This window comes from Streptomyces sp. NPDC037288 (assembly GCF_055603265.1).
Genome location: NZ_JBVJVY010000011.1, coordinates 167,455 through 186,383, shown reverse-complemented (window position 1 = coordinate 186,383; position 18,929 = coordinate 167,455). Strand labels below are relative to the sequence as shown.

The following is an 18,929-nucleotide window of genomic DNA, read 5'->3' as shown; positions in this document are numbered from 1 at the left end:
GCTCCTGGAGATCTGGCGGCGGGGGCTAGAGGCCGAGGCGGCGGGCGAGGTCGGAGACGAACACTCCGCGCGGGTCCAGCCGGGTGCGCAGGGCGCGGAAGTCGGCCGCGCGCGGGTACATGGTGGTGAGCAGGCCGGGGCGGAGCCGCGCGTCCCCGGCGAGGCGGACGCGGCCGCCGGCGGCGGCGATCTCCTCGTCCAGGCCGTCGAGGAGGGCGGCGAGTCCGGGCAGCGCGGCCGGGACGTCCAGGGCGAGGGTCCAGCCGGGCAGGGGGAAGGAGAGCCAGCCGGCGTCCGCGTCCCCGAGGGGCTGGAGTACGGCGTGGAAGGACGGGCAGCGGTGTGCGGCGAGGCGCCGCACGATCCGGTGCAGGGTCTCCTCCTGGCCGTGGCCGACGGCGAACTCGTAGCGCACACAGCCGGCATGGCCGCGCGGGCGATTCCCGAACGCGACGTACGGGAGGGTGTCCGCGGGGCCGAACGCGGCGGACAGGCGCCGGAGTTGACCGGTACGCGCGCGTGGCGCCGCCGTGCGGTACCGGATCCCGCCCAGCAGGCCGGCGGCGGTGCGGCCGAGCAGGCCGCCGGGGACGAGGGCGGGGACGAGGGAGTGGACGAGGGCGGGGGGCGCCGGGAGGAGGCGGGGGCGGTGGGACAGCGGATGCCGCCACGCGCGCGTGCCCGTGCGCAGGCCGCCGAGCGGGGTGTGGTCGGCACGGGTGAGGACGGCGCGTCCGGTGGCCGCGCCCCGGGCCATGAGGTCGATCCGGGCGGCGCAGTAGCGCGTGCGGTGGCCGCCGGCGGTCAGCCGGGCCATCAGGTCGTCGAGGTCGGTGGCGCGTTCGGTGGCGACGGTCAGATACGCCGTCTGCACCGGCAGCAGCCGGATCGTGGCCGTGAGGATCACCCCGGTCAGGCCCATGCCGCCGGCGGTCGCCCGGAACAGCTCGGTGTCCGGCGTGACCGCGTGGACCTCGCCGTCGGCGGTGAGCAGCTCAAGGGAGAGCACATGGCGGGAGAAGGACCCGGAGACGGGGTGGCTGCCGCCGTGGATGTCGGCGCCGATCGCCCCGCCGACGGTCACGGGGCCGGTGGCGGGGCCGACCGGCACGAACCACCCGAGGGGGAGCAGGAGTTCGGCAAGCCGGTGCAGCGGGACGCCGGCGCCGCACAGGACGATGCCCTCGTCGGCGTCGACGACGTGGACGCGGTCGAGGCCGGTCATGTCGAGGACGGTGCCGCCGGCGTTCCGTGCCGCGTCCCCGTACGGCCGTCCCGGGCCGCCCCGGGCGACGGCGCCGCCCGCCCCGCAGGCGCGGACGGCTGCCGCGGCCTCCTCGTACGTCCGCGGACGGATGACGGAAACCGTGTCTCCAGGCATGTCGCTGACCGTAGCGCCCTGGTATGCGTGGTTAGTTACGGAACATTCGCCCGCTCCGCACAATGGGGGATTAGTGGGATGTCATACGAGCGTGCCGGCAGGGGCAGGGGCGGATCATGGACTGGCTGAAGAGACTCCCCGGCGTCGGGCCGGCCGTCACGCGCCTGATGGCCACGCACGCGTGGCGCTGCTACCAACGGCTGGACCGGGTGAAGTGGACGCGGCTGGCCGCCGCCATGACGTTCGTCAGCTTCGTGGCGCTGTTCCCGCTGCTGACCGTGGCCGCCGCGGTCAGCGCCGCCACGCTCAGCCCGGCCCGGCAGAAGACCGTCGAGCACAAGATCGCCGAACAGTTCCCGGGCGTCGTCTCCAGCCGGCTGGACCTCACCTCGCTGGTCGACAACGCGGGCACCGTCGGCGTCATCGCGGGCGCCGTGCTGCTGCTCACCGGCATCGGCTGGGTCGGGCAGACGCGGGACTGCCTGCGGGCGGTGTGGGAGCTGCCGGACCAGCAGCAGAACCCGCTGGTGGCCAAGGCCAAGGACGCCGGCATCCTCCTCGGCCTCGGCGGCGCGCTGCTCGTCACCCTCGCCGCGTCCACCCTCGCCTCGGCCGCCGTCGGCCTGGTCTCGCGTGAGCTGGGCCTGGCCGAGCGGGGCTGGGGCAGTGTGCTGCTGCGGATCGCGGCGTTCGCCGTCGCCGTGCTCGGCGACTTCCTGGTCCTGCTCTACGTCCTGACCCTGCTGCCCGGGGTCGAGCCGCCACGCCGCCGCCTGCTGGTGGCCGCGCTGCTCGGCGCGGTCGGCTTCGAACTACTGAAGCTGCTGCTCAGCGGCTATATCCAGGGCGTGGCCGCGAAGAGCATGTACGGCGCGTTCGGCGTGCCCGTGGCGCTGCTGCTGTGGATCAACTTCACCGCGAAGCTCATCCTGTTCTGCGCCTCCTGGACGGCGACGCGGAGCGCGGAGGCCGTACCCGCCGAGGTCACGGACGGGTGCGCCGGCGCATCAGGTCCGGCAGTGGCCACCGGCGGTTGATCAGGAACGCCGCGCCCGCGAGCAGCACCAGCGCTCCGCCCGCGATGGCCGCGGCGACACCGACGCCGCGGGAGCCCGAGCCGGTGGTGGCACCGGCCACTGGCCTGGAGCCGGGGCCGCCGGACCCCGCGGACGGTCCGGCGGAGGCGCCGGGCCCGGACTGCGCGGGGCTCGGCACGGCGTTCTTCGGCGGCACCAGCTCGCCCACCGCGTTGACCTTGCCGACCGCCCGGAAGCCCCAGTCGAACAACCGTGCGGCCTCCTTGTAGACCTCGTTGTGCTCGTGCTTCTGCGGATTCATCACCGTGACCAGCAGCACCTTGCCGTTCCGCTCGGCGACGCCGGTGAACGTGGCGCCCGCGTTGGTGGTGTTGCCGTTCTTCACGCCGGCGATGCCCTGGTAGACGGGCACGTCGGTGTCGCCGCTCAGCAGCCGGTTGGTGTTGCGGATCTCACGGGACTCGAACTTCGCGCTGACGGTCGAGCAGTAGTCGCGGAAGTCCTTCTTCTGCAGCCCGGACCGGGCGAACAGCGTCAGGTCGTACGCCGACGACACCTGTCCCGGCTCGTCGTAGCCGTCGGGGGAGACGACGTGGGTGTCCAGGGCCTGGAGCTCGTCGGCGTGGCTTTGCATGTCCCTGACGGTCTGCTCGACACCGTCGTTCATCGCGGACAGCACGTGCACGGCGTCGTTGCCCGAGCGCAGGAAGACGCCGAGCCACAGGTCCTGCACGGTGTAGGTGTGGCCCTCCGTTATCCCGACCACGCTGGAGCCGGCGCCCACGCCCGCGAGGTCGGCCGGCGCCACCTTGTGCTCCATGGCCCGGGGGAACCTGGGCAGCAGGGTGTCCGCGAACAGCATCTTCAGTGTGCTGGCCGGGGGCAGCCGCCAGTGCGCGTTGTGCGCGGCGAGCACCTCGCCGGACTCGGCGTCGGAGACGATCCAGGAGCGGGCGGTGAGGTCCTTCGGCAGCACGGGGACACCCGGGGCCAGGTTCACCTGCGTGCCGGGCTGCCCGAGCCGCTCCCCGCCCACGGTGGACATGCGGGCCGGGGGCGTCGCCGACGGACTCGCCGGCGGACTCGCCGGCGGGGTCGGGGCGGCGAGGGCGGCGGGCGCGCTGACGGACAGGGACAGCAGAGCGGTGGAGGTGACCAGCAGGGAACGCCGGCCGGTCTTCTTCGGTGCGGGCACGGTCGAGAACGTACCTTTTGTCGGCCGTGAAGTCCCATGACCCAGGTCACCCCCGACGGGGAACCGGACAGCGGGCGGTGATACTGGTGCCATGAAGCTCAGCCGCCCGGTCTCCTGGTTCCTGCTCGCTTTCGGGGTGTGGTCCTGGGTCATCTGGGTCACTTTCGTCAAGAACCTGGTCAAGGACAGCAGCGGGCTCGCCTTCGACCACGGCCACCCGACCGCGTACTTCTGGGTGCACCTGCTGCTGGCGGTCGTTTCCTTCGTATTGGGGACGGTCATCGGAGTCATCGGGTTGCGCGGCCTGCGCGCACTGCGCCGGACGTCATAGCGGCGCACGGGCATGGGTGAGAAGTGGCTCGTGCGCTCAACGGGTGGATCTTGCTACCACGTTATGAGTGGCGGACGCGGGTCGGTACCGAGGGAGTAGTTAGGTGGGGTCACTCTCGGTCACCGTTAGGAGCGACGAGCATGAAGACGAGGAAAATCGCCGTGGCAGTGGCAGGCGCCGTGCTGGCGGTCGTCACGTGGGCGACTGACGCTGTGGCCCAGTCCGACGCCGCTGCACCATGTCAGAGGGCCGCCTGCAACCAGAGCGCTGCGCAGCCACCAGCAGACCCGCCGGTAGACCCCCCGGCTCGGCCGATCAGCGGTTACCAGGTGGTGACCAGCACTCCCCAGACGCAACCCCCGGGCTCCAGCGCCTTCTTCCAGCTGCCGTGCCCGGCTGGGAAGCACGTCCTGGGCGGAGGGTACTCGACTCAGCTCAGTGGTGGGGGCCAGGGCAACGCGGTAGACGTCCGGACATCCGAACCATCGGCGGGCGGCACTGGCTGGGAAGTGGGAGTGGAAAACAACCAGACCTCCCCCCTTACGCTGCAACTCGTCGCTGTCTGCGCCAACACCTAGAGCACTGGAGAACGGAAGAGGAACGCGCCGATCCCGGTTCGCAGCGCCTCGGCGCGTTCTTGCCACAACTGGTCAGAAAGCCCTTCCCCCCGGTGAAACTCCTGTGATTAGGTGAGCCGCGTCACTTAGGGGAGTGGCGGAATCGTGCTGGGCCAGGGGTAGGGCCTTCGCAGGCCTGGGGGAGGGCACCACCATGCGATCTGTTCGCATGCGCGTTCTCATGACACTGCTCGTGCTCGCGGTCGTGGGAATCGGCGGCTGGCAGTTGCTGCCGTCGCAGGGGGACAACAACAAGACCATCACGGTCGGGACGACGGACGCCGTCACGAACCTCGACCCGGCCGGTGCCTACGACGCCGGTTCCTGGGCCCTGTTCAGCAATGTCTTCCAGTCGCTGCTGACGTTCGAGCCGGGCGGTGTCGAGCCGGTCCCGGACGCGGCGAAGAGCTGTGCCTTCCAGGGCGGCGGCCTGCGGACGTACCAGTGCACGCTGCGGTCCGGGATCACCTTCCCGAGCGGGCGCGCGATGACGGCCGAGGACGTGAAGTACTCCTTCGACCGCGTCAAGAAGATCAACTCCGACGTCGGACCGTCGTCGCTGTTCTCCACGCTCGCCTCGGTGACCACCGACGGCGCCACGACCGTCACCTTCCACCTGTCGTCCCCCGACGCCACCTTCCCGCTGAAGGTCGCCACGGGCGCCGGGTCGATCGTGGACAAGGACACCTACCCGGCCCACTCCCTGCGCACCGGTACCGCGGTCGACGGCACGGGCCCGTACACCCTGGCCTCGTACACCAAGGGCCGGCAGGCCGAACTGAGGCCGAACGGGCGGTACAAGGGCTACCTCGGCGGCACCGGCCGCCCGGTCGAGCTGCGCTACTACGCCGACTCGGCGAAACTCGACAGCGCCTGGAAGGCGGGCCGGGTGGACGTCGCCACCCGGGACCTGCCGCCGCACGTGCTCTCCCAGCTCAACCCGAGCGACCCCAGGCAGCGCGTCACCGAGTCCGACAGCGCCGAAACCCGCAACCTGTACCTCAACACCCGCGCGTCCTCCCCGCTGCACGACGTACGGGTGCGCCGCGCGATGGCCTGGCTGGTCGACCGCGAGAAGCTGGCCGCGACGGTCTACGAGGGCACGGTCGACCCGCTCTACTCGCTGATCCCGGCCGGCATCACCGGCCACACCACCTCCTTCTTCGACGACTACCCGACGCAGAGCGTCCAGAAGGCGCGTGAGCTGCTCACCCAGGCCGGGGTGAGCCTGCCGGTGCACTTCACCTTCGGCTACGGCAGGAACCGGGGCGCCGGTGAGGAGGAGGCCGCGGCGCTGAAGAAGCAGCTGGAGGCGGGCGGCCTGTTCAAGGTGGACGTCCAGGGGTACGAGTGGACCGACTTCCAGAAGCGCTGGGCCACCGGGAAGATGGACGCGTGGGCGGTCGGCTGGGTGGCCGACTATCCCGACCCGGACACCTTCGGCGCCGCGCTCGTCGGCACCGGCTCCACGATGAGCACCGGATACAGCAACAAGCTGGTCGACCAGCTCGTCCTGGACAGCCAGCAGTACCCCGACCGCGGCCGGGCCGCAAGCGACTTCAAGGACATCCAGGCGGACGTCGCCCAGGACGTCCCGCTGATCCCGCTGTGGCAGAGCAAGGAGTACGTGGTCAGCACCGAGGACGTCGGCGGCAGCCAGTACCTGGACGACGGCACGGGCGTGTTCCGCCTGTGGCGTCTGAACTGGATCTGACCAGTCGGCCTTCGTCTGCCCGGCCCTGATGAACACCCTGGACGACGTTGCTTTCCGCGCCGTGCAACCGTGATCACTCGGCCCGTTTGCGCTCCGGATCCGGCAGCACCTTCGTCATCCCCGGCAGGAAGTCCGTGAACAGCTCGTGGACCTCCAGGACCAGCGGGCGCAGCACCCGGAAGCGGGCCAGGGACACGCCGCGCGCGGTCAGTCGCGCCCCCCGCCGCGCCAGCCGGTAACTGCGCTCGCGGCCCTCGGTGCGGTCGAAGACCCAGTACAGGACCAGTCCCATCTGGGAGAGCCACATCAACTCGGGGAGGATGTCCCGCAGTTCGGGGGCGACCTTGGACTTCGAGCCGGCCAGCACCTCCCGGTGGACGCTGATGGCCTGCTCGCGGGCGTGCTCGCTCTCCGGTGAGAAGGGGCTGAGCGGGCTGTCGGGGTCGGCGGCGTTCTTGAAGAACTGCACGGCGAACTCGTGGTACGGCCGGGCGATGTCGAGCCAGCGGGTCAGCACGCCGGCGAGCCGCGCCTCCAGGTCGGTCTCCCGGTCCAGGATCTCGCGGACCGCCGCCTGGTGCTCGGCGGCGATCCGGTCGTAGAAGCCCTGGATCAGGTGCTCCTTGCCCTCGAAGTAGTAGTAGGCGTTGCCGACGGAGACCCCGGCCTCCTTGGCGATGGCCCGCATGGTGGTCTTGTCGTACCCGCGCTCCTGGAACAACCGCATCGCGGTCTCCAGGATCAGCGCGCGGGTCTGCTCGGACTTGCTGCTGGGGGAACCGGCCGTCTCGGGACCGTCGTTCTTCGCGGGCACGGTAGAAGAGCCTATGCGCTCCGCCGGGAGTCCGTGATGGGCTGTCGGCCGTCTGTGGCGCCGTCGTGGCTGGTCGCGCCCGCGGCGGTAGTGCGTATCGGACACGGCCGCGCCCCTTCGGGGCGTCCACGTCAGTTTCTGCGGCCCAGTTCCGGGCGCTTGGTGTAGTCCGTGAACCCGAGGACGTTGCCCCAGGGGTCGGCGATCTCCACGGTCCAGCCGGTGACCACCCGGAACACCTCGTCCAGCGTCCTGATGCCGGCCGCGGCCAGCTCCCGTGCCGCCGCCCGCGCGTCCGGCACCTCCAGCCAGATGCGCGGCGAGGGCCAGGGCGGTGTCCGGTGCCCCACTGCCTCCTCGGCGCGCAGCAGGAGCCCGGGGGTTTCCGCGCCGACCCTCAGCAGCGCGATCCCGGCCTCGTCGAACCGGAACCCCACGGTGAACCCGGCCCGCTCGTAGAAGTCGACGGCCTCGCCGAGGTCACCGACGGGCAGCAGCACGTTGTCGAAACCGAGCAGTTCGTACGACTCTTTGTCTGACATGTCGTCAGATTAGAACCGCGGGTCGGCGAAATCCGACAAAAACGCCCGAGGGCCCCGCTTCCGGAGGATCGGAAGCGGGGCCCTCGGGCCGGATGCGGTTGACCGGGAAGATCAGTAGCGGCGCGTGATGAGCGCGCGCTTCACTTCCTGGATCGCCTTGGTGACCTCGATACCGCGCGGGCAGGCGTCCGTGCAGTTGAAGGTCGTACGGCAACGCCACACGCCGTCACGGTCGTTGAGGATCTCCAGGCGCTGCTCGCCCGCCTCGTCACGGCTGTCGAAGATGAAGCGGTGGGCGTTCACGATCGCGGCCGGACCGAAGTACTGGCCGTCGTTCCAGAACACCGGGCAGGAGGAGGTGCAGGCCGCGCAGAGGATGCACTTCGTCGTGTCGTCGAAGCGCTCGCGGTCCTCGGCGGACTGCAGCCGCTCCCGCGTCGGCTCGTTCGTGTCCTTGGTGACCAGGAACGGCATGACGTCCCGGTACGCCTGGAAGAACGGCTCCATGTCCACGACCAGGTCCTTCAGGACCGTCAGGCCCTTGATGGGCTCGATCGTGATGGGCTTCTCGGGGTTGATGTCCTTGATCAGCGTCTTGCAGGCAAGGCGGTTCTTGCCGTTGATCCGCATCGCGTCCGAGCCGCAGATGCCGTGCGCGCACGAGCGGCGGAAGGTGAGGGTGCCGTCGACGTCCCACTTGATCTTGTGGAGGCCGTCGAGGACACGCTCCTTCGGGTCGATCTCCAGCTGGAAGTCTTCCCAGGCCGCCTCCGCCGAGACCTCCGGGTTGAACCGGCGGACGCGGAAGGTGACCGTGATGTAGGGGGAGTCGGCGAAGCCGGGCTCGGGCTGGCCGGCCGCGTCCGCCTTGTCCAGAACAGGGGTACCCATCAGTACTTACGCTCCATCGGCTGGTAGCGGGTCTGGACGACCGGCTTGTAGTCGAGACGGACGGTTTCCGAGCCGTCGGCGCCGACCTCGCGGTACGCCATGGTGTGGCGCATGAAGTTGACGTCGTCGCGGTTCGGGTAGTCCTCGCGGTAGTGACCGCCGCGGGACTCCTTGCGCGCCAGGGCGGACACCGCCATGACCTCGGCCAGGTCCAGCAGGTTGCCCAGCTCGATGGCCTCCAGCAGGTCCGTGTTGAACCGCTTGCCCTTGTCCTGGACCGCCACGTTCTTGTAGCGCTCGCGCAGCTCGGCGATCTTCTCGACCGCCGTCTTGATCGTCTGCTCGGTGCGGAACACCATGACGTTGGCGTCCATGGTCTCCTGCAGCTCACGGCGCAGGGTCGCCACCCGCTCGTTGCCGGTGGAGTTGCGCAGCTGCTCGATCTGCTCGACGACCAACGTCTCCGGGTTCTCCGGCAGCTCGACGAAGTCGGCCTTCGCCGAGTACTCGGCGGCGGCGATGCCCGCGCGGCGGCCGAAGACGTTGATGTCCAGCAGCGAGTTGGTGCCGAGGCGGTTGGCGCCGTGCACGGAGACACAGGCGACCTCGCCGGCCGCGTACAGACCCGGGACGACCGTGGTGTTGTCCGACAGGACCTCGCCCTCGACGTTCGTCGGGATGCCGCCCATCGCGTAGTGCGCGGTCGGCTGGATCGGGATCGGGTCCGTGTACGGCTCGATACCGAGGTACGTGCGCGCGAACTCGGTGATGTCCGGGAGCTTGGCGTCCAGCTGCTCCGGCGGCAGGTGGGTGAGGTCCAGGTAGACGTGGTCGCCCTCGGGACCGCAGCCGCGGCCCTCGCGGATCTCGGTGTAGATGGAGCGGGACACGACGTCACGGGACGCCAGGTCCTTCATGACGGGAGCGTACTTCTCCATGAAGCGCTCGCCGTCCTTGTTGCGCAGGATGCCGCCCTCGCCGCGGGCACCCTCGGTGAGCAGGATGCCCATGCGCCAGATGCCGGTGGGGTGGAACTGGAAGAACTCCATGTCCTCCAGCGGCAGACCCCGGCGGTAGACGGCGGCCTGGCCGTCACCGGTGAGGGTGTGCGCGTTGGAGGTCACCTTGAAGAACTTGCCGCAGCCGCCGGAGGCGTAGATGACGGCCTTCGCCTGGAAGATGTGGATCTCGCCGGTCGCCAGCTCGTAGGCGACGACACCGGCCGAGTGCTTGACGCCGTCGACCTCGGTGATCAGCTGGTCCAGGACGTAGAACTCGTTGAAGAACTCCACGCCCTCCTTGACGCAGTTCTGGTACAGCGTCTGGAGGATCATGTGGCCGGTGCGGTCCGCGGCGTAGCAGGACCGGCGGACCGGGGCCTCGCCGTGGTTGCGGCTGTGACCGCCGAAGCGGCGCTGGTCGATGGTGCCGTCCTTGGTGCGGTTGAACGGCAGGCCCATCTTCTCCAGGTCGAGGACGGCGTCGATGGCCTCCTTCGCCAGGATCTCGGCGGCGTCCTGGTCGACCAGGTAGTCACCGCCCTTGACCGTGTCGAAGGTGTGCCACTCCCAGTTGTCCTCCTCCACGTTGGCCAGCGCGGCGGCCATGCCGCCCTGCGCGGCGCCCGTGTGGGAGCGGGTGGGGTAGAGCTTGGTCAGCACGGCGGTGCGGCTGCGCTTCGTCGCCTCGATGGCGGCACGCATGCCCGCGCCGCCGGCGCCGACGATGACGGTGTCGTACTTGTGGATCTTCATGATTCTCGCAGCCCCGTGCCTAGCGGATGTTCGGGTCGAAGGTGAAGATCACCAGCGTGCCCAGCAGGATGGTCCACACCGTGGCGGTGTACAGCAGGGCCTTCAGCCACATGCGGGAGCTCGCGCGCTCCGCGTAGTCGTTGATGACCGTGCGCAGGCCGTTGGCGCCGTGCAGCATCGCGAGCCAGAGCATCAGCAGGTCCCAGACCTGCCACCAGGGGGACGCCCAGCGGCCGGCCACGAAGGCGAAGCCGATCTTGGAGACACCGCCGTCCAGCACGAGCTGGATCAGCAGGTGGCCGAGGACCAGGACGACCAGCACGATGCCGGACAGGCGCATGAACAGCCAGGCCGCCAGCTCGAAGTTGCCCCGGGTCGACTTCGGGGACTTCTTGGTGCGCTTGCGCGGCGCCTCGATCAGCGGGGCCGGGTTGTCGACGTCGTAGGCGGCGCCCTCGACGGGGCCGACGCCGGATGCGGTGGTTTCAGTCGTGGACATCGGCGTCAGCTCCCGAACAGGACACGAGCGGCGTGGCCGAGCACGGGGTAGATCGCGCCGGCCATCAGGACGACCCAGACCCCCATGACGGTCCAGAACATCTGCTTCTGGTAGCGCGGGCCCTTCGACCAGAAATCGACGGCGATGACGCGCAGGCCGTTGAGCGCGTGGAAGAGGATGGCGGCGACGAGGCCGTACTCCAGCAGCGCGACGATCGGCGTCTTGTACGTGGCTACGACCTTGTCGTAGTCCTCGGGGGAGACACGCACGAGAGCGGTGTCCAGCACGTGAACGAACAGGAAGAAGAAGATGAGGACGCCGGTGACTCGGTGAGCCACCCAGGACCACATTCCTTCCCGGCCGCGGTACAGCGTTCCAGCCGGCACGGAAGAACCCTCCGGGAGCGGGGATTAGGGCCGCGCCGGCTTCGGTGTCGGTCGGGCCCGGCCGGGTACGGTCCACCGGCCCCCAGCATCGTAGCGAGACGCTGCGCCGTGCCTTACGGGGGGCCTACCGGTGTGATCAAACTGGCACCGGATGGGTTAGGGGGCTTGTGGCTATGGGGGGTGGTGTGTCCTGTTATTTGCCGACTGCCGGTGCGTTGTGGCTGGTCGCGCCCCGTGGCGGAGCCGCTGACGGATGCGGCCCCGCGCCCCTGAGCTGGTCCAGTAGCCGCCCTCTTGCAAGGCGCCGCAGCTCCTCCGCCGCTATGACCCGTTCCTCCTCCGGATCGTTCGTCAATCGTGATCGGATGGCTTCGAGGGTGTGATCGAGGGCCTCGTCCGGGGGGATGTTGCCCAGGTAGATGACGAACGCGTGTCCGAACCGGGCTTCGTAGGCGGCATGAGCGGCGCTCAGGGCCATGGATGCGGCGGAGTAGGTGTCCTCGGGCAGCTCGAGCAGCGACTCCCCGGCCAGGGCCTCCGCCAGATCCGCCGGCGACAGGTCGTACGCCGCCTCGTCCGCCGCGGCCAGGAGGGACTCCAGGTCGGGGTAGGGGCGGTGGTCTGCGATGCGATGGGACCAGCGCAGGCTGTCGAGGCAGTGCAGCAGGAGGGCGCGGGCCTCGTCGCCGGGGGCGGTGTTGAAGGCGTCGAGGGGCGTGGGGAGATACGGGAGACGGTGGGCGGGCAGCGTGGGTCCTCGCGTCACATGTGGCGTGGCAGGGGATGCTGTGAAAGGTGTGTCGTCAGGTTATCGAGAGTGGTCACTGTGTGTCCCTGTGATGCCCGGAATTCACTCGGACGGCAGAGTTTCAGAACACCTCGATGACGAAGGAAACCCCGATCGGTCGTACGTTGGCAGGGTGACCCAGCACAAGCGCCGTGCTTCGGCGCAGCAGGTGATACGGAAGCGGGCGGTGGTGGCCGCCGCGTTCGTCGGGACCGTCGCGCTCGGCACGGGCGTCGGCGTGTGGGCCTCCAGCGGGGGCGGCGGGCAGCCGGAAGGGGGCGCGCGGCAGCAGTCGCCGTCCGGCCGGGTGGCCGGCAGCGCCTCCAGCGAGGCGGCCAAGCCCTCGGCGAGTCCGCGGCCCAGCCGGTCCTATCCGCTGTCGCAGGCGCCGCGCACGATACCCGCGGTGCGCTCGCACACTCCGGCGCGCGGGCCCGGCTGGAAGCCGCAGAAGGCGGACCGGGTGGTGATCAGCGACGGGGAGCTGGCCGACGAGGGGCGGCTGATAGCCGGGGAGCTGGGGATCGGCTACGCGGGCCAGAAGGACGACGTACGGGCGGGGGACGTCCGGCTCGCGCTCGGCGGCGGGGGCGGGAACCAGGAGTCGTACACGATGACCGTCCGCGACGGGCGGGTGGACATCAGCGGTCCCGGTGAGGCCGGTGTCTTCTACGGCAGCCGCACGCTGAAGCAGGAGGTCCACGGCGGCGGTACGGCGCCGGAGGGGGCCGTGCGGGACGAGCCGGCCAAGCCGGTGCGCGGGTTCATGCTGGACATCGCGCGCAAACCGTACTCCGAGTCCTGGATCGAGGACCGAATACGGGAGCTGGGGGACCTGAAGTTCAACGAGCTGGGGCTGCACTTCTCCGACGACCAGGCGTTCCGGATCGAGTCCAGCAGCCATCCCGAGATCGTCTCCCCGGACCATCTGACCAAGGCACAGGTCAGGCGGATCGTGGACCTGGCGAACAGCCGGCACATCACCGTCGTCCCCGAGATCGACTCGCCCGGGCACCTGGGCGCCGTCCTCGCCGCCCACCCCGACCTCCAGCTGCGCAACGCCGCCGGGATCGCCACCAAGGGCGCGATCGACATCTCCAAGCCCGCCTCCGCCAAGATCGTCGACGATCTGCTGAACGAGTACGCGGGGCTGTTCCCCGGCGGCCAGTGGCACCTCGGCGGCGACGAGTACCAGGCGCTGACCGTGAAGAACGCGCAGGCCTCCTATCCGCAGCTGGCCGCCGCCGCCCGGCAGAAGTACGGCTCCGGCGGCACCGTCGCCGACCTCGCCACCGGCTGGCTGAACGACCGCGCCGCCACCGTCCGCGCCCACGGCAGGACCATGCGGGCCTGGAACGACGGCTTCTACCGCGGGACCTCCGTGCAGGCCGCGAAGGACCTCCAGGCCGCCTACTGGACCGGCAAGGAGATCGGCGCCCGGCAGCCCGCGGAGTACCTGAGCGCGGGGCGGAAGGTGCTCAACTACAACGACGAGTTCCTCTACTACGTCCTCGGCCAGCCGCAGACCTTCGTCTATCCGACCGGGCAGCGGATCTACGAGCAGTGGAACCCGCGGGTGCTGCGCGGCACGAGCGCCGTACCGGCGGGCTACGACGGGCAGATCCTCGGCGGTTCGTTCGCGGTGTGGTCCGACTTCCCGAACGCGCAGACGCAGGCGCAGGTCGCGGCCGGGATCCGGATGCCGCTGCGGGCCACCGCGCAGAAACTGTGGGACCCGGGCAGGCCCGCGTTGTCCTGGACCGACTTCCGGAATCTCGCGGACCGACTTGGCTGAAAACATCTGCTGTGACACTCCCGCGCCGTTGCACGCAGTAAGGGGAAGTGCGGGCTCCGTATGGGGCGGCGCCCTGGCGAGGGAGACATTTCATGAGCCTGGTGGAACTGATCGGACAGGCCGACGACCGCGGACTGGCCGCCAGCGGGCTGGCTTGTCTCGACCGGTGCCTGCCTCTGCTCGGCGCCGACGACGAGCTGCTGCGGCCCCTGTGGGCGAGCCTCGCCGACGGTTCCGGCTGGGGCGCGAGCCTGGAGAAGGCCCGGGGGGCGCTCGGCGTGGAGAGGGCCGGCGACGACGAGGTCGTGCGGCTGGTCCGCCGGATGCTGCAGGCGGCTCCGGCCGAGCGCACCACCGACGCGGTGCGGCCCTGGGCCGACGCCTGCTCGGTCGCCTCGCTGCGGATACACCGGCTGCTGGATCCGGCGGCGGACGGTGCGGCGGTCGGGGACGGCCTGGACGCCGGGCGCGCGGGAGACACGGCTGACCTGCCTCCGCTGGTCGCGGCGGAGCTGCGTCGGCAGACGGCGGTACTGGAACTCCTGGCCGAGCACGGCCCGCACGGCCTGCGCCGCGCGCTGGACCTGTCGATCGAGGGGCGCCGGGTGCTGCGGGCGGTGGTGTCCCGGCGGGCACGCACCGAGTCCGGAGCCGGCGCCTGAGAAACGCGGCGCGCCATGGCGGGTGGGCGCTCAAACGCCCTGGCTGCACGAGTCCTGTAAGCATCCTGCGGTGGGCTTGAGCCGGTTCCGCGACGGTTGGTGAAACGCTTCCGAACCCTGTGACGCCGAAGCGGAGCGGATCGCTGTCCCCTGTGTGACGACCCAGTACGTGACAGCACAGCAGGAGACCAGGCCGCACGCCGCGGCGAAGCCCGTGCGGTGGGCCGCGGACGCCGTGGCGGCGATGCGCGAGGGCGCCCGGGTACGGCTCGACTACTCGGCGCAGAGCCTGTGGCGGGTCGACCGGATGATCGAGGAGATAAGCCGCGAGGGACCGCCGTACGCCGCCGTCGAGGGCGTGCTGCGCGGCTTCGGCGCCTACGCCGGTGAGGTGATCGTCCGCCAGACCGGCGCCGAGTGGTGGGCGGCCGGCGGCGACCACTGGGTGCGCACCCCCGACGGCAGGCTCTGGGACCCCATCGACGAGGCCCGGCGCGTCTACGGCGGCGGCGGCTCGCTGCGCCTGCTGTGCCGGGACGCGACGGGCTCCCGCTGACCGTGTTGCCCGGCAGGTACGTCAGAATGCCGTCGCCACCGTCCTCGCCGCCCGCGCCGGAGACCGGATCGGCCCGCCCGTACCCGGACAGGTCGGTCAGCGACACCGCCGTGCCGAGCTGGTCGCCGCTCTCGGTGGCGCCGGGCACGCCCGAGGCGTTGACGCGGTTCACACCGTCGCGGGTGAGGTCCTCGCCGGGAACACCGGTCAGGACGTCGGGGTAGCCGTCGCCGTTGTAGTCGCCGGCCGCGACCGACCGGTCCATGGCGTCACCGTCCTCGGCCGCACCCGGCACCCCGCCGGTGTCCGCGTACGGCTGGCCGATGACCAGGTCGTCGTGGCCGTCGAAGTCGAAGTCGGCCGCGGCGGCGGACCGGCCGCCCCTGACGCCGAGCACGCCCGCTCCGGTCAGTCCGCTCGCCGAGCCGGCGAACCGGACCACCCGGGAAGCGCCGCCCGTATCGCGGTGGTCGAGGGCGGCATCGGCGTATCCGTCCCGGTTGAAGTCGCCGGTCGCGGCGCCCAGGTAGGTGACGGAACCGGTGGCCGTGGTCAGGTGCCGGGCGCGGTGGCGCCGCCGGTCAGCCGGATGCTGAAGTCGCCGCCCTGGCCCGCACCGGCCGCGAACACGGCCCGGCGCGCATCCGCGGATCACCATCGGCTGACCGGGGCGGCGCCGGGTGCGGGCGGTCCGGCGCCACGGACGCTGTGACATTTCTGTGCGGCGCGGCGCTGATCCTCGCGGAAGGCGGAGACACGGCCTGAGCGTGTCGGACCGTGAGGGACGAGCCACGAGGACGTCTTGGGCCAGGGAGGGCGACCCCGGCGCCCGCAGCCGCGGGACGGGGAGCTGGGCGAGGCCGTCGCGCGCGCCCAGCAGGGCGACGAGACCGCCTTCGCGGTGGCCTACCGGATCGTGCAGCCCGGCCTGCTGGGCTGTCTCCGCGGCCTCGTCGGCGAGGACGCGGAGGACGTGGCCGCCGACGCCTGGCTGGAGATCGCCCGCGACCTCGGACGGTTCAAGGGCGACGGCGCCGGCTTCCGCGGCTGGACCGCGACCATCGCCCGGTACCGCGCCCTCGACCACCTGCGCCGCCGGCGGGTACGGCCCCGGGCCGCGCCGCTGGAACAGGACGCGCTGGAGCTGCCCGGCCGGCACAGCACCCACGACGAGGCCCTGGAGTCGCTGTCCACGCAGCGGGCGCTGGAGCTGGTGCGCGGACTGCCGCGCGACCAGGCCGAGGCGGTGCTGCTGCGGGTGGTCGTCGGCCTGGACGGCCCGGCCGCCGCGCGCGTCCTCGGCAAGCGCCCCGGCGCCGTCCGCACGGCCGCGCACCGCGGGCTGAAGCGTCTCGCCCGGCACCTGGGCGCCGGGAGCGCGGCGGGCGCGGGCATGACGGATGACGGCCCCCGGACGCTGGGTGAGTCGATGTGAACAGCGCCGATCGTGGGCCGTACGGACACATGGGAGCCGTCGGCCCCGGGGCCCGTGCGTGCCACGGGAAGCCGCCGGTCTCCGGCGCGCCGGACGAGGACGGGAACAGGCATGGGTGAACGGCACGGCGGCCGGGGCCCCTTCATGCGCCTCAGGGGAAGCGGGGGAATCAGCCGATGCAGGGGAAGAAGAGCGGCGAGAACGCGGGAAGCGGCGACGATTCGGCACGTAAGACCGCCGGGAGGAAGTGAACCTCGTCACCTGGCGCCCTCGTGCAGTGCGAACGGCCGGGGCCGCCACCCCCCACAGGAGAGGCCCCGGCCGTCGCGCGGACGGGCCGCGCGCGGCCCGTACTTCCTTCAGCGTCAGGAGTGCGGTTTCTGTCACACCCCGACCCGGTCGCCCCTCACCCTGCGCACACCCGCACCCGGTCACGAGTTAGTTGCATCTTCTACAGACATGGACGGGGAGCGGTTTCACGCCGTAACGTGCCTTTCGCGCCGACCGGCAACCAGGCGTAAAGGGAGTGCGGTGCTGGGGGACGACGCGGAGCTGACCGCCGCGGTGCGTGCGGCACAGGACGGAGACGAGACCGCGTTCCGTACGGTGTACCGCTCCGTGCAGCCACGGCTGCTCGGATACGTGCGGACACTGGTCGGGGATCCGGACGCCGAGGACGTCGCGTCCGAGGCCTGGCTGCAGATCGCCCGCGACCTGGACCGGTTCAGCGGAGACGCCGACCGTTTCCGCGGCTGGGCCGCGCGGATCGCCCGCAACCGTGCTCTGGACCACATACGCATGCGCGGTCGCCGCCCTGCCATAGGCGGCGACGAGACGGAGCTGACCGGCCGGGCCGCCGAGTCCGACACGGCCGGCGAGGCCATCGAGGCCCTGGCCACCGACGGCACCCTCTCCCTCATCGCGCGGCTCCCCCAGGACCAGGCCGAGGCGGTCGTCCTGCGGGTCGTCGTCGGCCTCGACGCGAAGAGCGCCGCCGAGACCCTCGGCAAACGCGCCGGTGCCGTGCGCACCGCGGCGCACCGCGGTCTGAAGCGGCTCGCGGAGCTGATCGGCGAGGATCCGGAATCGGCGGGCGTGCTCGACGCGCTCCCGCCCCAGCGAGAACCGCGCGGTCGCGCGGTGTCGTCCGCAACTGTGACGCATACGCGTACGCGGACGCAGAAGGACATGTGATGGCCGACGAGCAGGACAAGTGGCTGAACCGTGAGACCGCGGAACGCCTGCTGCGCGGTGAGTCGCTGGAAGCCGTCGACGCGCCCGCCCGTGACCAGGCCGAACGCCTCTCCCAGGCACTCGGCGCGCTGGCCGCGAAGGCGGCCCCCGCCAGCGGTGAACTCCCCGGTGAACAGGCCGCCCTGGCCGCGTTCCGCAAGGCCCGCGAGGCCGCCGGGGCCGAACGGACCGCCCCCGCCCCCGCCGGCGGCACCTCCCGGCGGCCCGTGCCCGGTGCCGACGCGGGCCTGATCCGCATCGGTGCCCCGGGCCGTACCGGAACCCCGGCCCGCCGGTCCCGCTGGGGCCGCCCGGTGCGCCTGGCGCTCGCCGCCGTGGTGGCCGCGGGCACGCTCGGCGGCGTCGCCATGGCCGCCGGGAGCGGGATGCTGCGTACGCCGTTCGGGCCCGAGAAGCCCGGCCCCGCCGCCTCCGTCTCCGCCGACGCGACCTCCACGGCGCCGTTCGCCCCGGTCCCGTCCCCGGGCACCTCGGGCACGAATCAGGGTCCGGGCGCGCCGAGCGGCAGCCAGGGCGCGCGCCCCGGCGGCTCCAGCGAGGCCGCGGGACCGCGCGACCACACGGGCAGGAGCCACGCCCCGGGTGCCGGTGAACCCTCCGGCACCCCCGGCCGCCGGTGGAAGGACGCGGCCGCGGCCTGCCGGGACCTCCGGGACGGCAGGGAACTGGAGGCCGGCCGCCGGCGCGCGCTGGAGAACCTCGCGGGCGGCAGCGCGCGGGTGAGCCGGTACTGCAAGGTCGTCCTGTCCGTCGCCGACCTGGCCGACGGCACGAAGAGCGGCGGCAAGGGTGACGAGGGCGGCGACGGCGGGAAGGCCAAGGGCAAAGGCGGGGGCAAGGACGGGGGCGACGACGACGGCCACCCCGGCCGGGGCCGCCCCGGTCACCCGGGCAAGGGGGGCGGCGGCGGTCACCCCGGCACGGGCGGTGCCCGCGTCACGGCCCGGCACGGCGACGGCGCCGTGTCCGTTCCAGCCCCGAAGCCGACCTCGGCGAACCGCCTGTGACCTGCGGTTTCGTGGTGCGCGAAAATTTCTTGGCGCAAGGTGTGACGTTTTCGGAGCCCGGTACGCAGTACTGAGTGAGCCGACTGGTCATCGGCCGTCGCACTGAGCCGGGGTTCCCCCCGTACCCACGGCTCGTGCACCTGGCGGGGGGGGGGGGGGGGGGGGGGGGGGGGGGGGGGGGGGGGGGGCGGGCTACGCACCACGTGGGGGCGGAGGGGGGAGGGGGAGTGAGGGCCCGCGCCCGCATGTGCAAGGAGAGGGGAGGGCGCGGT

At 71.6% G+C, this 18,929-nt stretch carries 19 protein-coding genes and 1 pseudogene; 10 read left to right on the top strand and 10 right to left on the bottom strand.

Going from position 1 to position 18,929, the window contains the following annotated elements:
* Positions 1–25 precede the first annotated feature (25 nt).
* Positions 26–1,381 (bottom strand): FAD-binding protein, encoded by a 1,356-nt coding sequence (locus ACZ7GZ_RS16275; RefSeq protein ID WP_471024605.1) that lies wholly within the window; start codon positions 1,379–1,381, stop codon positions 26–28.
* A 116-nt stretch (positions 1,382–1,497) separates the two neighbouring features.
* Between ACZ7GZ_RS16275 and ACZ7GZ_RS16270 the strand changes: the two genes are divergently transcribed.
* Positions 1,498–2,418: a YihY/virulence factor BrkB family protein gene (locus tag ACZ7GZ_RS16270; protein WP_471024603.1), complete on the top strand. Its 921-nt coding sequence runs from the start codon at positions 1,498–1,500 to the stop codon at positions 2,416–2,418.
* Here the strand turns inward: ACZ7GZ_RS16270 and ACZ7GZ_RS16265 are convergent.
* Complete coding sequence (locus ACZ7GZ_RS16265) at positions 2,366–3,613, bottom strand: D-alanyl-D-alanine carboxypeptidase family protein (RefSeq protein WP_471024601.1); 1,248 nt, start codon at positions 3,611–3,613, stop codon at positions 2,366–2,368. The genes ACZ7GZ_RS16270 and ACZ7GZ_RS16265 overlap by 53 nt on opposite strands.
* Before the next feature lie 91 nt (positions 3,614–3,704).
* Here ACZ7GZ_RS16265 and ACZ7GZ_RS16260 point away from each other — a divergent pair, with 91 nt between their 5' ends.
* Together ACZ7GZ_RS16260 and ACZ7GZ_RS16255 are read left to right on the top strand one after the other, a co-directional pair.
* Positions 3,705–3,944: an SCO4848 family membrane protein gene (locus ACZ7GZ_RS16260; RefSeq protein ID WP_061920469.1), complete on the top strand. Its 240-nt coding sequence runs from the start codon at positions 3,705–3,707 to the stop codon at positions 3,942–3,944.
* 786 nt (positions 3,945–4,730) lie between these two features.
* Positions 4,731–6,275 carry an ABC transporter substrate-binding protein gene (locus tag ACZ7GZ_RS16255; protein WP_471024600.1) on the top strand — a complete coding sequence of 515 codons (1,545 nt, stop codon included), beginning with the start codon at positions 4,731–4,733 and terminating at the stop codon, positions 6,273–6,275.
* Positions 6,276–6,348: 73 nt separating this feature from the next.
* On the opposite strand, the gene ACZ7GZ_RS16250 is transcribed toward ACZ7GZ_RS16255, so the two are convergent.
* The 7 genes from ACZ7GZ_RS16250 to ACZ7GZ_RS16220 all read right to left on the bottom strand — a co-directional run bounded on the left by ACZ7GZ_RS16250 (position 6,349) and on the right by ACZ7GZ_RS16220 (position 11,927).
* Positions 6,349–7,089, bottom strand: a complete 741-nt coding sequence (locus ACZ7GZ_RS16250; protein ID WP_471024599.1) for a TetR/AcrR family transcriptional regulator — start codon at positions 7,087–7,089, stop codon at positions 6,349–6,351.
* Between the two features lie 131 nt (positions 7,090–7,220).
* Entirely contained in the window at positions 7,221–7,631 is a 411-nt protein-coding gene (locus ACZ7GZ_RS16245; protein ID WP_471024597.1) for a VOC family protein, read from the bottom strand.
* A 111-nt stretch (positions 7,632–7,742) separates the two neighbouring features.
* Positions 7,743–8,522, bottom strand: a complete 780-nt coding sequence (locus ACZ7GZ_RS16240) for a succinate dehydrogenase iron-sulfur subunit (RefSeq protein ID WP_360081380.1) — start codon at positions 8,520–8,522, stop codon at positions 7,743–7,745.
* A complete protein-coding gene (gene sdhA, locus ACZ7GZ_RS16235; RefSeq protein ID WP_471024596.1) occupies positions 8,522–10,276 on the bottom strand; it encodes a succinate dehydrogenase flavoprotein subunit in 1,755 nt (584 codons plus the stop codon). The genes ACZ7GZ_RS16240 and sdhA overlap by 1 nt, the downstream gene beginning before the upstream one ends.
* A 19-nt stretch (positions 10,277–10,295) precedes the next feature.
* Complete coding sequence (locus tag ACZ7GZ_RS16230; protein WP_471024594.1) at positions 10,296–10,775, bottom strand: succinate dehydrogenase hydrophobic membrane anchor subunit; 480 nt, start codon at positions 10,773–10,775, stop codon at positions 10,296–10,298.
* A 5-nt stretch (positions 10,776–10,780) separates the two neighbouring features.
* Positions 10,781–11,161, bottom strand: a complete 381-nt coding sequence (gene sdhC, locus ACZ7GZ_RS16225) for a succinate dehydrogenase, cytochrome b556 subunit (protein WP_076087831.1) — start codon at positions 11,159–11,161, stop codon at positions 10,781–10,783.
* Positions 11,162–11,354: 193 nt separating this feature from the next.
* Complete coding sequence (locus ACZ7GZ_RS16220; protein WP_471024592.1) at positions 11,355–11,927, bottom strand: 2-oxo-4-hydroxy-4-carboxy-5-ureidoimidazoline decarboxylase; 573 nt, start codon at positions 11,925–11,927, stop codon at positions 11,355–11,357.
* A 154-nt stretch (positions 11,928–12,081) separates the two neighbouring features.
* On the opposite strand from ACZ7GZ_RS16220, the gene ACZ7GZ_RS16215 reads away from it, so the two are divergent.
* From ACZ7GZ_RS16215 to ACZ7GZ_RS16205, 3 genes are all read left to right on the top strand, one after another.
* Positions 12,082–13,743, top strand: coding sequence for a beta-N-acetylhexosaminidase (locus ACZ7GZ_RS16215; protein ID WP_471024590.1), 1,662 nt, complete (start codon positions 12,082–12,084; stop codon positions 13,741–13,743).
* 92 nt (positions 13,744–13,835) lie between these two features.
* The gene (locus tag ACZ7GZ_RS16210) at positions 13,836–14,405 is read left to right on the top strand and encodes a hypothetical protein (RefSeq protein WP_471024589.1); all 570 of its coding nucleotides are present in this window, start codon (positions 13,836–13,838) and stop codon (positions 14,403–14,405) included.
* A gap of 169 nt (positions 14,406–14,574) precedes the next feature.
* On the top strand, positions 14,575–14,961 hold the full coding sequence (locus ACZ7GZ_RS16205) for a hypothetical protein (RefSeq protein WP_471024587.1): 387 nt from the start codon (positions 14,575–14,577) through the stop codon (positions 14,959–14,961).
* 205 nt (positions 14,962–15,166) lie between these two features.
* Here ACZ7GZ_RS16205 and ACZ7GZ_RS16200 read toward each other — a convergent pair.
* Positions 15,167–15,358, bottom strand: a pseudogene (locus tag ACZ7GZ_RS16200) (hypothetical protein); the annotation flags it as partial.
* Here ACZ7GZ_RS16200 and ACZ7GZ_RS16195 point away from each other — a divergent pair.
* From ACZ7GZ_RS16195 to ACZ7GZ_RS16180, 4 genes are all read left to right on the top strand, one after another.
* A complete protein-coding gene (locus tag ACZ7GZ_RS16195) occupies positions 15,299–15,673 on the top strand; it encodes a hypothetical protein (RefSeq protein WP_471024586.1) in 375 nt (124 codons plus the stop codon). The pseudogene ACZ7GZ_RS16200 and the gene ACZ7GZ_RS16195 overlap by 60 nt on opposite strands.
* Before the next feature lie 90 nt (positions 15,674–15,763).
* Complete coding sequence (locus ACZ7GZ_RS16190) at positions 15,764–16,396, top strand: RNA polymerase sigma factor (protein ID WP_471024585.1); 633 nt, start codon at positions 15,764–15,766, stop codon at positions 16,394–16,396.
* 531 nt (positions 16,397–16,927) lie between these two features.
* Positions 16,928–17,590, top strand: coding sequence for an RNA polymerase sigma factor (locus ACZ7GZ_RS16185; protein WP_471024583.1), 663 nt, complete (start codon positions 16,928–16,930; stop codon positions 17,588–17,590).
* A complete protein-coding gene (locus ACZ7GZ_RS16180; RefSeq protein WP_471024581.1) occupies positions 17,590–18,657 on the top strand; it encodes a hypothetical protein in 1,068 nt (355 codons plus the stop codon). The genes ACZ7GZ_RS16185 and ACZ7GZ_RS16180 overlap by 1 nt, the downstream gene beginning before the upstream one ends.
* The last annotated feature ends 272 nt before the right edge of the window (positions 18,658–18,929 follow it).